The sequence below is a fragment of the Noviherbaspirillum sp. genome (assembly GCF_035627455.1).
Classification (GTDB): Bacteria; Pseudomonadota; Gammaproteobacteria; order Burkholderiales; family Burkholderiaceae_D; genus Noviherbaspirillum.
In genome coordinates this window covers 63,321-83,419 of record NZ_DASPLS010000085.1, presented here as the reverse complement: position 1 = coordinate 83,419, position 20,099 = coordinate 63,321, and the positions used below count along the sequence as shown (strand labels likewise).

21 protein-coding genes and 1 tRNA gene are annotated in these 20,099 nt (G+C 59.6%); 4 read left to right on the top strand and 18 right to left on the bottom strand.

Annotated elements, in window-relative coordinates; all coding sequences use genetic code 11:
• From VEC01_RS16545 to flhD, 10 genes are all read right to left on the bottom strand, one after another.
• Window positions 1-993: Tar ligand binding domain-containing protein (locus VEC01_RS16545; protein WP_324902003.1), on the bottom strand; the 993-nt coding region annotated here is incomplete at its 3' end.
• A 105-nt stretch (window positions 994-1,098) separates the two neighbouring features.
• On the bottom strand, window positions 1,099-1,611 hold the full coding sequence (locus VEC01_RS16540; protein WP_324902002.1) for a chemotaxis protein CheW: 513 nt from the start codon (window positions 1,609-1,611) through the stop codon (window positions 1,099-1,101).
• A 15-nt stretch (window positions 1,612-1,626) separates the two neighbouring features.
• On the bottom strand, window positions 1,627-3,807 hold the full coding sequence (gene cheA, locus VEC01_RS16535) for a chemotaxis protein CheA (RefSeq protein ID WP_324902001.1): 2,181 nt from the start codon (window positions 3,805-3,807) through the stop codon (window positions 1,627-1,629).
• Window positions 3,808-3,859: 52 nt separating this feature from the next.
• Window positions 3,860-4,225 carry a response regulator gene (locus tag VEC01_RS16530; protein WP_324902000.1) on the bottom strand — a complete coding sequence of 122 codons (366 nt, stop codon included), beginning with the start codon at window positions 4,223-4,225 and terminating at the stop codon, window positions 3,860-3,862.
• Between the two features lie 66 nt (window positions 4,226-4,291).
• Window positions 4,292-4,837, bottom strand: a complete 546-nt coding sequence (locus VEC01_RS16525) for a chemotaxis protein (protein WP_324901999.1) — start codon at window positions 4,835-4,837, stop codon at window positions 4,292-4,294.
• A gap of 48 nt (window positions 4,838-4,885) precedes the next feature.
• Window positions 4,886-5,821: a flagellar motor protein MotB gene (motB, locus tag VEC01_RS16520; RefSeq protein WP_324901998.1), complete on the bottom strand. Its 936-nt coding sequence runs from the start codon at window positions 5,819-5,821 to the stop codon at window positions 4,886-4,888.
• A gap of 24 nt (window positions 5,822-5,845) precedes the next feature.
• Entirely contained in the window at window positions 5,846-6,706 is an 861-nt protein-coding gene (gene motA / locus VEC01_RS16515; protein ID WP_324901997.1) for a flagellar motor stator protein MotA, read from the bottom strand.
• 174 nt (window positions 6,707-6,880) lie between these two features.
• On the bottom strand, window positions 6,881-7,582 hold the full coding sequence (locus VEC01_RS16510) for a class I SAM-dependent methyltransferase (protein ID WP_324901996.1): 702 nt from the start codon (window positions 7,580-7,582) through the stop codon (window positions 6,881-6,883).
• Between the two features lie 115 nt (window positions 7,583-7,697).
• Window positions 7,698-8,258 carry a flagellar transcriptional regulator FlhC gene (gene flhC / locus VEC01_RS16505; protein ID WP_324901995.1) on the bottom strand — a complete coding sequence of 187 codons (561 nt, stop codon included), beginning with the start codon at window positions 8,256-8,258 and terminating at the stop codon, window positions 7,698-7,700.
• A gap of 58 nt (window positions 8,259-8,316) precedes the next feature.
• Window positions 8,317-8,634, bottom strand: a complete 318-nt coding sequence (flhD, locus tag VEC01_RS16500) for a flagellar transcriptional regulator FlhD (protein WP_324901994.1) — start codon at window positions 8,632-8,634, stop codon at window positions 8,317-8,319.
• A 721-nt stretch (window positions 8,635-9,355) separates the two neighbouring features.
• Here flhD and VEC01_RS16495 point away from each other — a divergent pair.
• Window positions 9,356-10,201 carry a phytanoyl-CoA dioxygenase family protein gene (locus VEC01_RS16495; protein ID WP_324901993.1) on the top strand — a complete coding sequence of 282 codons (846 nt, stop codon included), beginning with the start codon at window positions 9,356-9,358 and terminating at the stop codon, window positions 10,199-10,201.
• A gap of 57 nt (window positions 10,202-10,258) precedes the next feature.
• Here the strand turns inward: VEC01_RS16495 and VEC01_RS16490 are convergent.
• The 6 genes from VEC01_RS16490 to cysS form a co-directional block, all read right to left on the bottom strand.
• A tRNA-Ser gene (locus VEC01_RS16490) sits at window positions 10,259-10,352 on the bottom strand.
• Between the two features lie 100 nt (window positions 10,353-10,452).
• Window positions 10,453-11,703 (bottom strand): aspartate kinase, encoded by a 1,251-nt coding sequence (locus VEC01_RS16485; RefSeq protein WP_324901992.1) that lies wholly within the window; start codon window positions 11,701-11,703, stop codon window positions 10,453-10,455.
• A gap of 146 nt (window positions 11,704-11,849) precedes the next feature.
• The gene (tilS, locus tag VEC01_RS16480; protein ID WP_324901991.1) at window positions 11,850-13,238 is read right to left on the bottom strand and encodes a tRNA lysidine(34) synthetase TilS; all 1,389 of its coding nucleotides are present in this window, start codon (window positions 13,236-13,238) and stop codon (window positions 11,850-11,852) included.
• 2 nt (window positions 13,239-13,240) lie between these two features.
• The gene (locus VEC01_RS16475; RefSeq protein WP_324901990.1) at window positions 13,241-14,215 is read right to left on the bottom strand and encodes an acetyl-CoA carboxylase carboxyltransferase subunit alpha; all 975 of its coding nucleotides are present in this window, start codon (window positions 14,213-14,215) and stop codon (window positions 13,241-13,243) included.
• 32 nt (window positions 14,216-14,247) lie between these two features.
• Window positions 14,248-14,898, bottom strand: a complete 651-nt coding sequence (locus tag VEC01_RS16470; protein ID WP_324901989.1) for a DNA-3-methyladenine glycosylase — start codon at window positions 14,896-14,898, stop codon at window positions 14,248-14,250.
• 5 nt (window positions 14,899-14,903) lie between these two features.
• The gene (gene cysS, locus VEC01_RS16465) at window positions 14,904-16,301 is read right to left on the bottom strand and encodes a cysteine--tRNA ligase (RefSeq protein ID WP_324901988.1); all 1,398 of its coding nucleotides are present in this window, start codon (window positions 16,299-16,301) and stop codon (window positions 14,904-14,906) included.
• A gap of 306 nt (window positions 16,302-16,607) precedes the next feature.
• Between cysS and VEC01_RS16460 the strand changes: the two genes are divergently transcribed.
• Genes VEC01_RS16460 through VEC01_RS16450 form a run of 3 tightly spaced genes read left to right on the top strand, consistent with a single transcriptional unit; the run spans window position 16,608 to window position 18,522 of the window.
• On the top strand, window positions 16,608-17,186 hold the full coding sequence (locus VEC01_RS16460) for a peptidylprolyl isomerase (RefSeq protein ID WP_324901987.1): 579 nt from the start codon (window positions 16,608-16,610) through the stop codon (window positions 17,184-17,186).
• 23 nt (window positions 17,187-17,209) lie between these two features.
• On the top strand, window positions 17,210-17,698 hold the full coding sequence (locus tag VEC01_RS16455; RefSeq protein ID WP_324901986.1) for a peptidylprolyl isomerase: 489 nt from the start codon (window positions 17,210-17,212) through the stop codon (window positions 17,696-17,698).
• A gap of 41 nt (window positions 17,699-17,739) precedes the next feature.
• Window positions 17,740-18,522, top strand: coding sequence for a UDP-2,3-diacylglucosamine diphosphatase (locus VEC01_RS16450; RefSeq protein ID WP_324901985.1), 783 nt, complete (start codon window positions 17,740-17,742; stop codon window positions 18,520-18,522).
• A gap of 98 nt (window positions 18,523-18,620) precedes the next feature.
• Here the strand turns inward: VEC01_RS16450 and VEC01_RS16445 are convergent, their stop codons facing one another.
• Entirely contained in the window at window positions 18,621-19,271 is a 651-nt protein-coding gene (locus VEC01_RS16445; protein WP_324902008.1) for a YceH family protein, read from the bottom strand.
• Window positions 19,272-19,323: 52 nt separating this feature from the next.
• Window positions 19,324-20,076 carry a serine O-acetyltransferase gene (gene cysE, locus VEC01_RS16440; protein ID WP_324901984.1) on the bottom strand — a complete coding sequence of 251 codons (753 nt, stop codon included), beginning with the start codon at window positions 20,074-20,076 and terminating at the stop codon, window positions 19,324-19,326.
• Between the last annotated feature and the right edge of the window lie 23 nt (window positions 20,077-20,099).

Genomic DNA, 20,099 nt, shown 5'->3' with positions numbered 1-20,099 from the left:
CACGTCCGATGCCGACACCACCAGCTGGTTGGCCTGGCGCGCGTTCTCCGCATTCTGCTTCACCGTCGACGTCAGCTCCTCCATCGACGACGCCGTCTCTTCCAGCGAGCTGGCCTGCGATTCGGTGCGAGCCGACAAATCGGCATTGCCCGAGGCAATTTCGCGCGACGCCACGCCGATCATTTCGGTCCCGGAGCGTACCTGGCCGACCGTATGGGCAAGGCTTTCGTTCATGAGCTTCAGCGCCGCCAGAAGCTGGCCGGTTTCGTCGCGTGAGGTGATTTCGATATTCTGTGAAAGATCTCCTTCGGCGACTTTTCGCGCAAGTTGCACGGCCTCGCCTAGCGGAATGGAGATTGCACGGATCAGCCAGACGCCGATCAAGCCAGCGAGCGCCACGCCGAACACCATGGCGGCGATCGAGATGTTACGCACGATGACATAAAGGCTCTGCGTCTTTTCGTATTCGGCCTTCGCGATCCTTTCCTGCAGTCTGATCAGTTCATCCACATGTCCCTGGAAACCGGCATACAGCTGGCTCATCGGTCCCTGCATCAGCTCCATGGCCTGCTGCACATTCGCGGATCGCAATGCCGCCACCGTTGGTTTCAGGCCCTCCTCGACAAACTTCCTGCGCGCCTCGAAAGCCTTTGCCGCAAGCGCCTTTTCCTCTTCGGTCAACGAAGTCGCCATGAACGCCTCCCAGATCTTGCCGATCTCGACGATGCGTTTGTCGACCTCATCCATCTTCTTGTTGACGACGGCAGGGTCGCCGTTCATCGACTCTGCCACCGCCATCCGGTTGTCCCCGATGAGGCGGACGATGGTGTTCAACTGCCCGATTGGAATAAGCCGGTCATCGTAGATTGTCTGCAGGGAGTTGTTGGCCGCATTCAGGCTCACAATGCCAACAACACCGCCGCCGACGAGCAACAGCGACAGGAAGGCGATCACGAAGATCAGCCGCGCTTTGATGGTCAAGTTTTTCAGCATCGTCCCTACCCCCTTTTTATTGTTGGGAGGCGCGCCGATACTGTGCCGGCGAGCCTTCTATCTCTTTCCGGATTCTGCCGCCTGCAAGGCAGGCCTGCGGCGGTCCTACGCCGCGATCTTTTCGATCAATCCCATTTCCGCACTGGACATCAGCTTGTCGATATCGACGAGGATCAGCATGCGCTGATCGATGGTGCCAAGACCGATCAGATAGTCTGTATTCAGGGCGGTCCCCATTTCCGGCGCCGGCTTGATCTGTTCATGCGATAGCGTGATCACATCCGACACACTGTCCACCACCATGCCGACGACTCGTCCCGCGACGTTCAGGATGATAACCACCGTGAACTGGTCGTAAGTCGGTTCGCCGAGATGGAACTTGATGCGCATGTCCACGATCGGCACGATGATGCCGCGCAGGTTCACCACGCCTTTGATGAAGTCGGGTGCATTCGCAATTCGGGTCACCGTTTCGTACCCGCGGATTTCCTGTACCTTCAGGATGTCGATACCGTACTCTTCCTTGCCGAGAGTAAAGGCGAGATACTCCTGGCCGGCGATATCGCGATCGGATTTTTCCCCATTCGCCGGAACGATCGATTGAACGGTTTGTGTCATGTTAGCTGTCCCTTGTCAGGAAAAAATGGATTCATCGGCGGTAAGCTGCCGGCTCGAACGCAGCAATGCCGCCACGTCAACGATCAGAGAAACACCGCCGTCGCCGAGGATGGTGGCACCGGAAATACCGGCCACCTTCCGATAATTGGATTCGAGGTTCTTGACGACGACCTGTTGCTGGCCGACCAGATCGTCGACGAACAGCGCCGCCTTCCTGCCGTCCGATTCGAGGATCACGACAATGCCCTTGGACGGATCGGTGAACCGCGGCTCGATGCCGAACATCTGGTATAGCGGGATCAGCGGGAGGTATTCACCGCGCACCTTGACCACGCGGCCCTGGCCGGTAATTTCCTTGACGTCCACCGGGTCGGGCTGCAGCGACTCCACCACGTAGCCGAGCGGCAGGATGTAGACCTCCTCGCCGACCTTGATCGACATGCCGTCCAGGATCGCGAGGGTAAGCGGCAACGAAATCGAAATCGTGGTGCCGAAACCTTTCGCCGACCGGATGTCGACGACGCCACCCATCGCAGTAATGTTCCTCTTCACCACGTCCATGCCGACACCCCTGCCGGACACGTCGGTCACCACTTCCGCGGTGGAGAAGCCGGGTGCGAAAATGAGCTGCCAGACGTCGGCATCAGGCATCGTGTCGCTGACCGGCAGCCCCTGCGACTTCGCCTTGGCAAGGATCTTCTCCCGGTTCAGCCCGCCACCGTCATCCGTCACCTCGATCACGATGTTGCCGCCCTGGTGCCCGGCGGACAGCGAAAGCTTGCCTGTCTCGCTCTTGCCCGCCGCGCGGCGGATTTCCGGCATTTCGATGCCGTGGTCAATGCTGTTCCGAACGAGGTGGGTAAGCGGGTCCACGATGCGCTCGATCAACCCCTTGTCGAGCTCGGTCGCCGCCCCGTGGGTGACGAATTCGATACGCTTGCCCAGCTTGGACGCGAGGTCGCGCACCATCCGCGGGAAGCGCGAGAACACATAATCCATTGGAATCATGCGGATGGACATCACCGCTTCCTGCAGGTCGCGGGTGTTGCGGGTCAACTGGCTGACGCTCGCGAGCAGACGTTCATGCACCATCGGATCAAGGGAGTTGGTGCGCTGTTCGATCATCGCCTGCGTAATCACCAGCTCGCCAACCAGGTTGATCAGCTGGTCGACCTTTTCGATGCCGACCCGAATCGACGTCGTTTCTGAATTATGCACCGTCTTGTCCGGCTCCCGCCTGGCGGGTGCCTTCTTTTCCTGCACAGGGGCTGGCGCCGTTTCGCGCGCCGGCAGCGCAGGGGGCGAAGCAGGCGGCGGCATCTTGCCCGCCTCCCTCGCCTCCTTCATCTCTTGGGTTTCGAAATTATCGAAGAAGCCGTAGCCCTGCACCGCTTCCTGCGCGGCCTTGCTCGCGGCCTGCTGCTCCGTCGGGCTAAGCGGTTCGAAGAAACCGTAGCCCTGCGCTGCCTCCTGCGCTGCCTTGGCCTCGGCAGCGGTCATCTGCCGCGCGACCGGCTCTTCGGTAATCTTCAGGTCGTTGGGGTCGAGGATGAAAGAGCAGATCGCGATGATCTCGTCGGCGCTGCCGTTTCCGGCAAGCGTAAATACCGTCCGCTTGTCGGCCAGCGTTTCCTTGCTGATCGTCCCGAGAAGGCCGAGTTCGTCCATGATGGCATCGACGTCGCGGTCGGCTATTGCCGGAAGCTCAATGCGGAACTGCCTCTGGGCCCCGCCCTGCTCGGGTTCAGGCGTCGCCGGACGCCGAGGAGCGATGTCAAGTGAGGCGGTAGGAGCTGCCTTGGGAACGCCGCCCTGGGACAAGGCTTCGAGCATCATGCGCGCGTCGGCGACCGCTTCCTGGTCGACCGGCGTATGCAAGCGGTGTCCGTCAAGCTGCATCTTGAGCACGTCCTTGGCCACCAAAAAGGCATCCACGTGCTCGGCCAGTAATGTCATCTCACCCTTGCGGATCTTGTCGAGCAGCGATTCAAGGACGTGCGTGACTTCGGTCAGGTCTGTCAGGCCGAACGTGCCGGCGCCGCCCTTGATGGAATGCGCTGCGCGAAAGATCGCGTTCAGGTCGTCTTCCCCAGGTGCGGCGACGTCGATCGCCAGGAGCAGCTTTTCCATCTCAGCGAGGAGTTCTTCGGTTTCATCAAAGAACACCTGGAAGAACTGGCTCATGTCAATGGTCATTTTGGGACTCCGTCATCTTTGCTTGTTCTTTGGCTGGTCGTACGTGACGGCGTTAGCCAATGACTTTTTTCACGACCTCGGTGAGACGTTGCGGGTCGAACGGCTTGACCAGCCAGCCATTGGCGCCGGCGGCCCGCCCCTTGTTCTTCATCTCGTCGCTGGACTCCGTGGTCAGCATGAGAATAGGCACCTTCTGATAGGTCGGCAAGCCGCGCAGCGAACGGATAAGCGTCAGACCGTCCATGCGCGGCATGTTCTGGTCCGTCAGCACCAGGTCGAAAACCTGGGCTTTCGCCTTGTCCAGGCCATCCTGTCCATCCACTGCCTCCGTGACCTGGTAGCCGGCCGCCCTCAGGCTGAACACCACCATCTGACGTAGTGAGCCCGAGTCGTCCACTGCCAATATCGTCTTTGCCATCGTTATAACTCCTGCTATTTTCCATGTCCGGGCCGGCTGCCCGCATTACCCGAAATTCATTTCACTTCAAAAGAGCTCGATGTCGCCGCTTTCCATGTGCGTCTGGCACACGGCTTTCCACAGCGCGCTTTCGAGCTTCACGCTTTGCTCTTCGAGCACCTTGTTAATGCTGTTTAGTGTCGCGATGATTTCTTCGGCATTGCTTTCCGAAATAGTGGAGCTGCCGGATCCGATGCCGCCAAGGACTTCTCGCAATCCCGTCACTCGCCTGACGGTACGCCCGATCAGCTGGCTGGTCATATCCTGGAACTGCAGTCCGGTGACGGCAGCGTTGACGTGCTTGCCGATCTCACTATGCTTGGCCTTGATTTTCTCGGCAATTTCAGGCGTCGGCTTTGACCCCGACAGCAGCAGGTCGATTGCTTCCTGTTGCGCGCTGATGGCCTCGTGAATGGCCATGAAGCTGGCGCCCAGCTTTTCGATGGCCTCCCCGAGCAGAAAGCTTGTCTGCACCAGGTCGGTTTCGACTTCGGTCAGATGCTGAGTACCATGATCCGACAGGTTGGATAACAGGTGCTTGACCTGCGTGCCCAACGTTTTTTCACTTGTCATTGTCCTGTCCCCACACCGCTCAAGCGCAAAGCCGCAGGCGATATGTTCTCACTGTGCGGCGGCGCCACCTCTGGTCTGCGCCTCATTGGAGACCTCTACGGTTCCCCCGTCCCTCGACGCGGATTCTTCCGTCTTCTTGTTCATTACGATAATGCTAATACGGCGGTTTATCGGATTGAAGGGATCCTGTCTGTCGAACAGAACGGCTGACGACAGGCCGACTACCCGCAACACCTTCGTTTCGTCCATCCCCCCGGCGATCAGCGCTCTGCGCGATGCATTGGCGCGGTCCGCCGACAATTCCCAGTTACTGTACCCCTTCTCTCCACTGGCGTACGGCGTGGCGTCGGTATGTCCGGACAAGCTGATCCGGTTGGGCACATCGTTCAAGGCCTTGCCGATCTCCAGCAGGATTTCCCTAGTATAGGGCTGCAACTCTGCTTTCGCCAGTGCAAACATGGGACGATTTTGCTCGTCCACGATCTGTATGCGCAAGCCCTCCGTTGTAATATCGAGCAGCAGCTGCTTCTTGAACTGCCTCATCGTCGGCCGCGATTCGATCACATCTTCGATCTTGGCCTTGAGAGACTTCAGCCGGGCCAGCTCCGCCTTTTCCAGCTCCTTCTCCGCCTCGCGCAGATGGGCAGCCTGCAGATTGTAGGTCTTCTTGACGTCGACATCGTCTCCCTTCTTGACCTGTCCATCTTTACGCGTCAGGTCCTTGCCGCCGCCCTGGATCACACTGGAACTGTCACCCGCTCCGGACCCGCCCGACATTGCCACCTTTAGCGGCGTCTTGAAGTAATCGGCGATCCCCTGCAGGTCGCCCTTCGCAGTCGAGCCCATCAACCACATCAGCAGGAAGAACGCCATCATCGCCGTAACGAAGTCGGCGTACGCAATCTTCCACGCACCGCCGTGATGGCCGCCGCCGCCCTTCTTAACGCGTTTTACGATAATCGGCCGTAAGCCTTCGTCCGCCATGTCGGTTCCAGCTAATGATCAGTTCTATTTCGACTTGGATTGCTTGATGTGCTCTTCCAGTTCGGCAAACGACGGACGCTCTGTGGAGAACAATACCTTGCGGCCGAACTCCACCGCGAGCGCAGGCGCGTAACCGTTCAGGCTCGCCAGCAATGTCACTTTGACGCACTGGAACATCTTCGTGGACTCATGCAGCTTCTGCTCCAGCAGGCTGGACAACGGACCCACGAAGCCGTACGCGAGAAGGATACCGAGGAAGGTACCGACAAGCGCGTGCGCGATCAGGATGCCCAGTTCCGCCGGCGGCAGGCCGACCGATTCCATCGTATGCACCACGCCCATCACGGCGGCCACGATGCCGAATGCCGGCATGCCATCACCCAGCTTGGCAACGCAGTGCACGGGAATCTCGCCCTCGACATGGTGGGTATCAATCTCGTTGTCCATCAGGTTTTCAATCTGGAAGGCGTCCATGTTCCCCGACACCATGAGGCGAAGGTAGTCGGTCATGAATTCGATAATGTGATGGTCGGCCAGGATGCCCGGATACTTGCTGAAAATGGGGCTTTCCTCCGGCTTCTCGATGTCACCTTCGATCGACATCAGGCCTTCCTTGCGCACCTTGCTGAGGATTTCGAACAGCAGGGTCATCAATTCCATATACAGCGCTTTTGTATACTTGGACCCCTTCAGGACCGTAGGAAGCGCCTTCAACGTAGCCTTGATCGCCTTGCCGTTATTCCCGACGAAGAACGCACCTGCAGCCGCGCCACCGATCATGAGCAGCTCAAGCGGCTGAAACAAGGCGGCGAGATGGCCGCCCGACAGCACAAAGCCGCCGAAGACGGATCCCAAAACGATGATATATCCGACAATGACTAACAAGGGTACTAGCTCCGGTCGTTAGAAAGCGCTTTCTACAGGCCAACATTTTGCCAATTCACCCTCCGCTTCACAACTGGAAAGTACCGTATGTGGCAGAACGGCCTGAAGACGCCATTCACAATGGTTACGACCAGCGGGGACAAAACTTGAGCAGGAGATTGCTCGACGCGGCAGTCAGCAGATGCGCCAGCCATACAGTGCCGGCCCGCTCCCGACAGGGTGGACCGTAATGTCAGGCGCCATCCCGGGAATGGGAAACTCGTGACTCAGGAGCAGCGCGCCGGCTCTCATTTCCGACTTTGCCTTGCACCAGAGAGAAGGCATGGCGGCAGGCGACAGATAGGCAAACACGACGTCGTAGCACGCCAGATCCAGCTTCTCGTAATCGCCACGAATGAAACGCGCCCGGCTGCGCCGGAATCGCGCGCGCATTGCGCTCGCCAACCACGGCAACGGAGCCAGCTCAATTCCTGTGACCTCACTCTCCGGACGCGCCTGCGCCAAGTGCATGGCAAAGCCACCAAATCCGCTGCCGATATCGATTACGCGCAGCGCCCTGCCAACCGGCAGCAGCGCATTGACCGCCTCCCAGGCCTGACGCGAGGAAGGATAGTACGGAACCTGGGTGCGAAAGGTCGTCCAATAAAGACAGAGAAGTAACAGGAAGGCGACGAGAAAGATCCACGATGGCAGCTGAAGCGCACCGAAAGTCACGAGCGCAACCGGGAAAACGAACTGAATTCCCGGCCACCAGGGCGCTAGGGAAGCGTATCTGGTAATCATTGCAGCAACTGTGCCTTGCGCGAGCGCCGCAAGCACGATCGGAAGCTGCGTTTCTGTTAGCACCGCCAGCGTATGAGCAAATGCGAGAACCAAGGCGAATGCTGCAGCCTGAATGATCAGCGCCCTGAGGGCTGGCGCTCTCAACACAGTGGCGCGCGAAGGTACACCTCCCATGATCGACCTTCGCAAAAACTGGCGAAACGCGAAATCAGGCCTGCGCGGGGGATGCAGGTCGCGCCGACTCTTCCTTCGACTTCTTGGTCTTGCCGGCGCGGGAAGGCATATGGCAGAGGCCACACACATAATCCTGGTGCAGATCGAGGCGATGAACGACAAAATCGCCTCCGCACTTGCTGCAGGTTGCCGTTTCCAGCATCTTGCTTTCGAAGAAGCGGACCAGCGTCCAGGCTCTGGTCAGGGAAAGCACCGGCTCGCCGTTCGCATCCGGCTCGACCTGCTCAAGATACAGCTTGTATGCCTTCATCACCGCTTCGATGCCGGAGATCTGGGCGTGCTCGACGAGGTACTTGTGGATATTGATGAACAGCGAAGAATGGATATTGGGTTGCCAGGTAATGAACCAGTCGGTCGAAAACGGCAGCATGCCCTTCGGGGGCGACACGCCCTTGAGCTCCTTGTACAGCTTGAGAAGGCGTTCGCGGGACAGGCTGGTCTCGGACTCAAGCAGCTGCAGGCGCGCGCCGAGGTTGATCAGCTCGATCGCAAGCTGGATTTCCTGCGCTTCCGATACCACGCTCTTCTTAGCCATGCTGACCTCGTGTCATCCGGACTTCCATGAAGTAATTTTATTATTCTGTCACAGACAATCAGGAAATTTCCTCGACCTGCTGCCCGGCCATCAGAATTGCCGCGTGCGAATGAGCCAGCCCGCGGTCTTTGTTGTAATTTGTCAACATCCCAAGGATAGCACCATCATCGAAGCGAAAGCGCGCCAGCATCATGTTGGTGCCGGCCAACTTGAGAATCTGAGCGTTATTCAAGCTTTCCAGCATGTCAGCAATTTCGGCGCTAATACCCAGTCGAAAAACTGCGGATGCCTTGTCAGAACGAATCATTTGTTGCGCGAGCATCAAGTAGCTCAGATTCGCGTCACGAATTTCCGCCATCATGTCGTTCGTGCTCATAGTTCATCCCTTCGTTTACTGACGTCCGGGACACGGTTTTATGCCCGGTGAGATGCATTCTGAGTTCGAAGTTGCCTAAGGAAAATAAGATGTGCGCTGTATTTTTCGTAAGACGCGCACAGGCGCAACCCGTAGGCGTTTGTCTTACAAACGCCAGGCAGCACCGACCCCGCATCTGCGAGAAAGCGCGGAAATGGCTTCAGGCTTGGCGTTGCGGCGCTTTAACTGCGGCAGCTACGCCTGCGTGCCAATAGTTAATTTTTGTCAAATTGCTCTTTTTATTCGATTTCTTGATCGCAATAAAGTGTGTTTTTCGATCCGTTCGAAGAATCCGGTACGGCTTATGTGTTGCTTATCGGCCGCATTTTTCAAAACTTTAGGGTTCCGGCAAATTTTTTTTATCTTCCAGCCTCCCCATAACTTTCATTAACGGCGGGAGCACCCTGCTATTTAGGCTTGCCGAATAAAAAGATCTGAGAAAGTGGTGCTCAGCGCCGGCCATTGCTCCATTCGCAACACCTCCCTCCCGCTCTTATCAGAAACAAATCCAGCAAGTAAAACGAGGCGCGTATCCCTACGGGCACTTTTCCTCGGCTCATCTTGTCTTCATCACTGCGCATCCCCTCCGACACGGATGTCCTGCAAAGATCATTTTTTCAACGCCCGGCCGACGCGACGATGAGAGCGAAGCCCTGCCGGCATGCATCAGAGGAACCCGCCAATGAGCGCTGTGCTTCAACCCCACCACCCCGAATTCGACACTGCCGACATCATGGCCGGCCTCTATGGCGACGGATTCATCGGACTCAAGGGTGCGTTCGACCGCGCCTGGGTGCAGCAACTACGAGAAGACATCGACCGCCTGTTCGCCGAAGCCCTGCAATACCCTGGCGGCGCACTCGCCCGCGGGCCCAATCGCTTCTATGTCGAGATCCATCCGGAGCGCATTCGCGGCTTCGCCGACCTCGTGACGCATCCGTGGGTGGTTGCCGTCTGCGAATCCATTCTTGGGCCGGACTACAAGGTGGTGGAAGCGGGCTTCGACGTTCCCGGCCCAGGCGCCGCAGACCAACCCTGGCACCGCGACTTCCCCTCTCCGGAGGCGACCCGGGTAGGCCGCCGCCTGAACTCGCTTGCGTTCAACATAACGACGGTGGACGTCACGGAAAACATGGGCCCGTTCGAAATCGCGCCAGGAACCCAATGGGACGACATTTCCGGCTGCGACAGTGGCATGTTCCCGCCAAAGTCGCTTTATCACCGCTATCAGGCGCGTGCCCAAACGAAAATGCCGAAGATGGGGGACATTTCGGCTCGCTCGGCTTTGACGATCCACAGGGGAACCGCGAATCGTTCAACGCAGGCGCGCCCGGTATTCGTGCTCGGCGTGGATGCACCCGACGCGCGCAATGGAGAAAAGCACGACCTGCAGGTAACCCGTGCGTATTACGACCGCCTGCCGGAACAGGCCAGGCGGCACCTTGCTTGCCGAATCGTCGATAGTCTTGAGCCTATCGTACAAGCGCATACGATCGAGGGGCTGGTGATGGGCGCCGGCGAAGCTTGACCTTGGCACCGCTTCAGATAACAAAAAAGCCCCGTGAGGGGCTTTTTTGTTGCAATCTGGCGGAGACGGAGGGATTCGAACCCTCGATACAGGTTTAAGCCCGTATGCTTCCTTAGCAGGGAAGTGCCTTCGACCTCTCGGCCACGTCTCCACACGTCAAGCAGTCTGACTGCACCGCTTCAGTGAAGTCACGCATGATAGCGACTCATGCGCACTTGGTCAATGAAAGTCTGCTATCGGCTGGACTTTGCTCAAGCCTTTTCCAGGTCGAATGCCTTGTGCAGCGCGCGAACCGCGAGTTCCATGTACTTCTCGTCGATCAGCACGGAAATCTTGATTTCGGAGGTGGAGATCATCTGGATATTGATGCCCTCTTCCGAAAGCGTGCGGAACATCTGGGATGCGATACCGACGTGGCTGCGCATGCCGACGCCGACCACGGACACCTTGGACACCTTGGAGTCGCCGACGATGCTGCCGGCGCCGATGTGTTCCTTGACGCTCTTGTTGAGCACATCCATCGCCTTCACATACTCGCCACGCGGCACCGTGAAGGTGAAGTCGGTCTTGCCGTCGACCGACTGGTTCTGGATGATCATGTCGACTTCGATGTTTGCGTCGGCAACCGGCCCCAGGATCTGGTACGCGATGCCCGGCTTGTCGGGCACACCCAGCACGGTAATCTTCGCTTCGTCGCGATTAAACGCGATACCGGAAATGACGGCTTGTTCCATGTGTGTATCTTCCTCAAACGAAATCAGGGTGCCGGAATTGGCTTCCTCTTCCAGCGGCATGAGCGGATCCGTCAGCGACGACAGCACGCGGGTCGGCACCTTGTAATTACCGGCGAATTCCACCGAACGGATCTGCAGCACCTTCGAGCCAAGCGAAGCAAGCTCCAGCATTTCCTCGAAGGTGACGGTCCTCAGGCGGCGCGCTTCGGAAACCACCCGTGGGTCAGTCGTGTAGACGCCATCGACGTCGGTATAAATCAGGCATTCCGCCGCCTTCAGTGCAGCGGCCACGGCAACCGCGGAGGTATCGGAACCGCCCCGGCCCAGGGTCGTGATGTTGCCCGCGTCGTCCATCCCCTGGAAGCCGGTGATGATGACGATCTTGCCCTCAGCCAGATCCTTGCGCACGCGCGCATCGTCGATCGACTGGATGCGCGCCTTGGTAAATGCGGAGTCGGTCTTGATCGGCACCTGCCAGCCGGCATACGAAACAGCCTGTTTGCCGATGCTCTGCAATGCCATCGACAGCAGTGCTACCGACACCTGCTCGCCGGTCGATGCGAGCATGTCGAGCTCGCGCGGGTCCGGCTGCGGCATGATTTCCTTTGCCAGTGCGATCAGACGGTTGGTTTCGCCGGACATCGCGGACGGAACCACGACGATCTGGTGGCCAGCGTCATGCCACTTGGCGACGCGCTTGGCGACATTCTTGATGCGCTCGGTCGAGCCCATCGAAGTGCCGCCATATTTGTGGACGATTAAAGCCATAACGGATTGGAAATGCGCTGAAAAAATGAAGAATTTTTGAAGAAAATCAACCTTTTACTTTACCTGCTGCAACGCAGGATGGCAAGTGGCAGGCCGATGAAATGGTGCCGGATGACGCGAAAAACCGATAAAAATTGCGCCGGATATTATGTAGCGATGTCTTTCTCCCAACGAAGGCGCACAAAAGGACATGCGTTAGTCGGCACGTCCTTCCAGTTCATCCCGATGCCCGCCGCGAATACGAGTCTTGCGGATGCGAGGACAACAGGCAGCCGCCTCCGTTCCCATGCCGGAATGTCGAGTTCCTGATAATGATGCTTCAGGCTGCGCGTCGGGCGGTCCGGCGCCCGCTTCAATTTCTCGCCGCCGCTGCGGTAACGGATCTGGAGGTCCTGCCGGCGCAGCCAGCCGGCTTCGATGCCCTCTTCCGCGCTTTCGAAATGGAGGCTGCCGCCGAAAGCTGGAAAACTGATGCTTTGCTCGCCTTGCCAGCGGAAAGTTATCGGCTCCGCACATGTAATGGCGTCGGGTGAACGCGCAATGAGGTGGATGCGATTGCGATGACGCCTGATCTCGCAATCGGGGTGGACAATACACACTTGCGCATCCTCCCGCGCCGCCAGAAGCTGCACGCGCATCTGCGCAAGCCATGCGGTTGCCGGCAAACGCACCCGGTGCCGGGCAAACCAGTGGCGCAAAAGGTTTTCCATCCGGTCTTCGTTCAACTGCCGCAAGCGGTCCAGGTCAATGCTGTCCCCGACTGCACAAGCAGACAAATCGGCGGCGGCGAGTTCGTCGAGCAAGCGCTGTGCGGCACGGAAGTGCCCGGCACTGCGCACGATGCGCTGCTCGAACCCCGGGAAATGCACCGCAAGCGAGGGAAGGATTTCATGGCGTAGTGCATTGCGCGCGAAGCGGATATCCGCATTCGACTCGTCTTCAACGTGTGCGATTCGATGCTGCGCGACGTAGCGCTCAAGATCGGCGCGCGCCAATTCAAGCAGCGGGCGTCCAAGTACCGGCAACGGGCCGCCAAGGAGGCGCTGCGCTTCGTTGAACGGACTCATCCCGGACAACCCGACCACGCCGGCACCGCGCAGCAATTGCAGCAGCACCGTTTCCACCTGGTCGTCCTGATGGTGGGCAGTAAGCAGCAAGGGGACGTTGTACTCGCGACACAGGTCACCCAGCGCAGCGTAGCGTGCTGTGCGCGCAGCCTGCTCGATGCCGTCGCCGCATGTCTCGACCTGCACCCGGCGCGCATCGAAGCGGACGCCGAGTGCCCCGCATGTCCGTTCACAAAGCGCAAGCCAGCGGCCCGCGTTCAAACTGAGTCCATGATGGACATGAAATGCGAACAGCTCGACGCCCTGTCGCCTCGCCCACGCGTGCGCAAGATGCAGCAGGGCCGAGGAATCAAGCCCGCCACTGTAGGCGATCGCGATGCACGGCGCAGAAACAGAAACGCGCGCCCGGATCTCTCCCAGCGCGCGTTCGAAAGCGTCCGGCACCGACGCTGCCTGCCCGGTTGTCACACTTATTCCGACGGGCTGATTTCCTTGAACTTGCCGTAGCCCATCAGCTTTTCATGGCGTGCGGCGAGCAGTTCCTTGGGCTTCAGGCCTTGCACCTGGCGCAGCGAATCGGCCAATGCGCGCTTGAGCAGAGCGGCCATCTGTTTCGGGTCACGGTGTGCGCCGCCCAGCGGCTCATTGACGATCTTGTCGATCAGGTTCATCGCCTTGAGCCGGTGCGCGGTCAGGCCGAGCGCGTCGGCGGCATCGGCCGCGCGTTCCGAAGTCTTCCACAAAATGGATGCGCAGCCCTCGGGCGAAATCACGGAGTAGGTGGCGTATTGCAGCATCAGTACCACGTCGCCGACGGCGATGGCGAGTGCGCCACCGGAGCCGCCTTCGCCAATAATGGTGGCGATCAGCGGCACCTTGAGTTCGGCCATCACGTAGAGGTTGTGGCCGATCGCCTCCGACTGCCCGCGTTCTTCGGCGTCGATGCCGGGGAAGGCGCCGGGCGTATCCACGAAGGTGAAGATCGGCAGGCCGAACTTTTCCGCCAGCTTCATCAGGCGCATCGCCTTGCGATAGCCTTCCGGTTTGGGCATGCCGAAGTTGCGCATCGCCCGCTCCTTCGTGTCGCGGCCTTTCTGGTGGCCGATCACCATGCAGGGCTGGCCGTTGAAGCGCGCGAGACCGCCGACGATAGAGAGGTCATCCGCGTAGGTGCGATCGCCGTGCAGTTCATGGAAGTCGGTGAAGATTTCGTTCACGTAATCCATCGTGTACGGCCGTTGCGGGTGGCGCGCGATCTGGGATACCTGCCACGGCGTCAGCTTGGCGTAAATATCCTTGGTGAGCTGCTGGCTCTTCTTCGAGAGCCGCTCGATTTCTTCGGAGATATCGACTGCGGAATCGTCTTGCACAAAGCGCAATTCTTCGATTTTTCCCTCGAGCTCGGCGATGGGCTGCTCGAACCCGAGAAAAGTTGTCTTGCTCATCGTGCCTCCTTATTCAACAACACGAGATAGATTCAGTACACGACTGGTGCTGAGTCGAGGCTGCGCCATAGATACCACGTCGCTACGGTGCGCCACGGCTCCCAGTTTGCTGCGACTTCGCGCGCGTCGCTGCGCGAGACCGGTTCGCCGGAAAAATAATTGACACTAATGCCTTTGAGCAACCCGAGGTCGTCCAAGGGCAAGATATTGGGCCGGAGCAGATTAAATATCAAAAACATCTCCGCTGTCCAGCGTCCGATGCCGCGGATCTGGATCAGTTCCGAGATCACCTCTTCGTCGTCCATCTCCGCCCATTTGTCGGCATGGACCCGCTTGGCTTTGAAGTGATCAGCCAGATCGATCACATACTCCGCTTTTCGTTTTGACAAGCCGCATCCGGCCAGTGTTTCCGGCCCCGCTTTCAAGACCTGGGCCGGCGTGCATTTCGGGCAGACTTCGAGGAAGCGCTGCCACACTGCTTCGGCGGCCTTCACCGAGATCTGCTGACTGATGATCGAGCGCGCAAGCGTGGTGAACGCCTCTGCCCGCCCTTCAAGATGCATGTCGCCGAACTGCGGAATGAGCTTGCGCATGATGCGGTCGCGCTTCATCAGCTCTTCCTTCGCATCATGCCAGTACAACGGGACGCCCGCGGCCGCGCCGCTGTGTTGGGAGATCGCCATCGCGCTTACGCCCTTCGCCACTCTGTCACGCCGCCCGGCTTGTCCTCGAGGACAATGCCATTGGCGAGGAGGTCGGCGCGGATGCGGTCGGCCTCGGCAAAATTCCTGGCCTTCTTCGCCGCGGCGCGCGCTTCGATTTGTGCGGCGATTTCTGCTTCGCCCAGGCCGCCCTGCCCGCTGCTGCCCGGCGCCGCTTGCAGGAATTCCTGCGGCGCACGCTGCAGCAGCGCGATCGTGCCGGCGAGCGCCTGCAACTGTCGCGCCAGCGCCGGCGATTTCGACTTGTTCACTTCGTTGGCCAGGTCGAACAGCACGGCGATCGCGACCGGCGTATTGAAGTCGTCGTTCATCGCTTCGGCGAACTTCGCGGCATGCGCCTCGTTCCGGTCCAGCGGCTGGCCGTCCGGCGCGACTTCCTTGAGCGCTGTGTAGAGCCGCGTCAGCGCGTGCTTCGCATCGTCGAGGTGGACGTCGGAGTAATTGAGCGGGCTGCGATAGTGGGCGCGCAGGATGAAGAAGCGCACCACCTCCGGGTCGTACTTTTTCAGCACGTCGCGAATAGTGAAGAAATTGCCGAGCGATTTCGACATCTTTTCGTTGTCGACACGGATGAACCCGTTGTGCATCCAGTAGTTCACGAACGGGTGCTTGTGCGCCCCCTCGGATTGCGCAATCTCGTTTTCATGGTGCGGGAATTGCAGATCCTCGCCGCCGCCGTGGATGTCGAACTGTCCGCCAAGCAGTTCGCAGCTCATCGCCGAGCATTCGATATGCCAGCCCGGGCGGCCCTTGCCCCATTTCGATTCCCATTTCACTTCATCCGGCTCGGATTCCTTCGCGCTTTTCCACAGCACGAAATCGAGCGGGTCACGCTTGCCGGTGTTGAGTTCGACGCGCTCGCCCGCGCGCAGGTCGTCGAGCGACTTGCCGGAGAGCTTGCCGTAGCCTTGAAAATCGCGCACCGAATAATTGACGTCGCCGTCGGCTGCCTTGTACGCGAGGCCGTTCTGCTCGAGCTTCTCGATCAGGCCGAGCATCTGCGGCACATACTCCGTGGCGCGCGGCTCGTGGTCCGGCTTTTGCACGCCGAGCGCTGCGGCATCTTCATCCATGGCGTCGATGAAACGCTGGGTCAGTTGCGAAATCGATTCGCCGTTTTCAACGGCGCGCTTGATGATCTTGTCGTCAATGTCGGTGATGTTACGCACATAGGTGACGTCAAAACCCGAACTGCGCAGCCAGCGTTGCACCATATCGAATACGACCATCACGCGGGCATGCCCGAGGTGACAGTAATCGTAGACCGTCATTCCGCATACGTACATGCGGACCTTTCCGGCTTGCATGGGGACAAAAGTCTGCTTTTCACGCGACAGCGTGTTGTAGATCTTCAGGGCAGTCATGGGCGTTTTTTTCCGTTTCGGCCTTGGACTGGTCATCCCCGGGCAGAACAGTCGTCTGTCTTTTCGGAACCCGGGTATGACGTGGTGCAACAGGGTCGCCGAAACCCTTTTGTCATGCGTATTTGATAAAATGCACGGTTTCGCTCCAGTATAACATTGATGAAACCGGCTCCCGCCGGCTGACAATCAAAGGCTGTACGCGCTTGGCGCGGATGCCACAGCACCGTAAGCGTGCGAATCCGCCGTGCGAGGGGTGACGGAAGATACACAATCGACAATCGTCTGTAAAGAGTAAAGGAAGCTGCGATGCAAAATACACGTCGGTACTTCATGCGACTGGCCGCTGCGCTGTCGCTCGGCATGGCATTCCACAGTGCCGGGGCGGCCGATGCGCCGCGCGTTGCGCTCAAGACCAGCATGGGTGAAATCGTGCTTGAGCTCTATCCCGAGAAGGCGCCGAAGTCCGTTGAGAACTTTCTGCAGTATGTGAAGAGCGGCCATTACAACGGCACCGTTTTCCATCGCGTGATCAGCAACTTCATGATCCAGGGCGGCGGCTTCGACAAGAGCATGAACCAGAAACCGACCAACCCGCCGATCGAAAACGAAGCGAAGAACGGCCTCAAGAACGAGCCATACACCGTTGCGATGGCGCGCACCTCGGCCCCGCATTCCGCCTCGGCCCAGTTCTTCATCAACGTGAAAAACAACAGCTTCCTCGATTACCCGGGCCAGGACGGCTGGGGCTATGCCGTATTTGGCAAGGTCATCAAGGGCACCGAAGTCGTCGACAAGATCAAGGCGGTGGAAACCGGGAGCAGCGGCATGTTCCGCGACGTTCCCGTCAAGCCGGTTCTGATCGAATCCGCAACCGTCGTCAAATAAAATCACTTCATACAAGGACCATCATGGCAGTCATCCTCACCACAAACTACGGCACGATCAAGCTGGAACTCGACGCGGAAAAGGCGCCGAAGTCCGTCGAGAACTTCCTCGCCTACGTCAACGCCGGCCACTACAACGGCACCATCTTCCACCGCGTGATCGACGGCTTCATGATCCAGGGTGGCGGCTTCGAGCCGGGCATGAAGCAGAAGCCGACCAACGAACCGGTCGAGAATGAAGCGAAGAACGGGCTGAAGAACGAGCCTTACACGGTCGCGATGGCGCGCACCTCGGCACCGCATTCCGCGACCGCGCAATTCTTCATCAATGTGAAGAACAACAGCTTCCTCGACTATCCGGGCCAGGACGGCTGGGGCTACTGCGTGTTCGGCAAGGTCGTCGAGGGCACGGATGTGGTCGACAAGATCAAATCGGTGAAGACCACCCGCACCGGCATGTTCGCCGATGTTCCGGTCGAGGATGTCGTCATCGAAAAAGCCGAAGTAGCCTGAGCGGACAGCTTGACCCGGATACAGGCATCGGAAAACGCACAATGACAGCAGCCCGGAAAGCGCAATCCGATACGGTTGCGCTTTTTGTTTCGGACGTCCACCTGCAGCCTTCACTGCCGCGGACGACGCAGGCCTTTCTCGACTTCCTCGGGCAGCATGCGACGAAAGCGCAGCAGCTGTATGTGCTGGGCGACCTGTTCGAATACTGGGCGGGCGATGACGACCTGGCTGAACCTTATCACCGGCAAATCGCCGAGGCGCTGCGCGCACTCGATTTGGCGGGCGTTGCCCTGTTCTGGATTCCCGGCAACCGCGATTTCCTGATCGGCAACGCATTCGCCGCCGCCACCGGCATGCGCCTGCTGCCCGATCCGTATATCGCGGAGATTGCGGGCGTACGCATCGCGCTTACCCATGGCGATGCGCAATGCACCGATGACCACGGCTACATGGCGTTCCGCGCGCAGGTACGCCAGCAGCAATGGCAGGCACAGTTCCTCGCGCAACCGCTTGCGCAGCGAAAGGCCATCATCGAAGGCATGCGCAGCGGCAGCCGCGAGGCGCAACGCGCCAAGGCCTACGACATCATGGACGTGAACCCGGCAGCGATTGCGGCATTGTTTGAGGAGACGAATGCGGACGTGCTGATCCACGGCCACACGCACCGCCCTGCGACGCATCGGCTGGAAGCCGGGGGCAGGATGCGCGTGCGCCATGTCTTGCCCGACTGGGAATGCGATGCGGAAGCGCCGCGCGGCGGCTGGCTCGCACTGGATGGCACGGGGAATGTGACTCGATTTTCATACGACGGCCGCACCCTCTAGCACCGCCACGGATTCCACGTAGGGCGGCGTGCACACGCGCCATTCGCCAGATGGCGGCACGAGCGCCGCACGCAACAAAGTTACGGCTCCCGCCTCAATCAGTCGAACTGCTTGCGAAAACTGTCGAACTGCTCGCTGAGGCGCTCGAGCTCGCCGCGCAGCAGTGCCACCTCGGCCTCAAGCTGCGCAACGCGATCCTGCCTCGGCGTTTCCACGCTCGCTGAAAATCCGGCCGCCGTTTCCAGCCGCTCCAGCATCTCCTCACCGCACAGCAGATGCGCGTACCGCGCTTCCTTCGTACCAGGCGCGCGCGGCAGGCGCGCGGCGAGCGGGGGATACTTATCGATCAGGAATTGCAGTGCCGCTTCCACGTCCGCCACCGAGGCGAAATCATGAAGGCGGCCGCTTCGGGACCGGATCTCGCCGGCAGTCTGCGTCCCGCGCAGCATGAGCAGCGTGAGTACCGCGAGCTTGTCCTGCTCCAGCGCCCACTTCATGCGCATCCGGTGTTCGTACTTGACCACGCGTGCGCCGGCCTGGCGCACCTCGGACACGAATTTCTTGTCCACCAGCCGCTGCAGCACCTCCTGCACCATCTCCTCGGACAGCGACATGACGGGATCGCGGCTGGACAACTGGTTGCAGCCATTGGTCAATGCGTTAAGCGAGAGCGGGTAGTTGTCAGGCGTGAGGGCCTCTTTCTCGGCAAGCACCGCTAGCACCCGCACCTCGAAGGGGTCGAGCAACATGGCGCCGTCCGGCTTCGCGCCGCCAGTTTCTGTTTCAGTCACATCCGCATCCTTATTCCACCAGCTTGTTAAGCTGTTCCGCATCGATCCTGCCAGCTTGCGGCAAGGCCTCGCAACCGACACCTGCGGCCTGCAATGCCGCGAGGATTTTCTGGATCTGCTGCTCCTGCGTGGCCGCGTGATCGATGAGCCTGTGCAACGCGGTCGACAAGGGATCCTCGTCGGCGTTCGGCGTCACACCGTAGGCGGCGAACACCCTGGCCGCTGCTTCCTCGCGTTGCTTGCCGGCGTCCTTCTGCACGATGTGCGCCGGGTTCCCTACCGCCGTTGCACCTGCCGGCACTTCCTTGACCACCACTGCATTCGAGCCGACCTTCGCGCCCTCGCCCACAGTGAACCCGCCCAGCACCTTTGCACCGGCGCCGATGATTGCGCCGCGCTCCAGCGTGGGATGCCGCTTGGCGCCTTTGCTGAGGGAGGTGCCGCCAAGGGTCACGCCCTGATAGATCGTGCAATCGTCGCCGACCACCGCCGTTTCGCCGATGACCACGCCAATACCGTGGTCGATGAATACCCTGCGGCCAATGGTCGCACCCGGATGGATTTCGATGCCGGTCAGGCCGCGCGCCAGATGCGAGGTGAAGCGGCCCAGCCATTTCAGGCCATGCGTCCAGCACCAGTGCGCCCAGCGGTGCATCACGATCGCATGCAGGCCGGGATAACAGGTCAGCACCTCCCACGCCGTGCGAGCGGCAGGATCGCGTTCGATAATGCTGGCGATATCTTCGCGGATGCGGTTGAACATGGAAACGATATGTTGGACGGGAG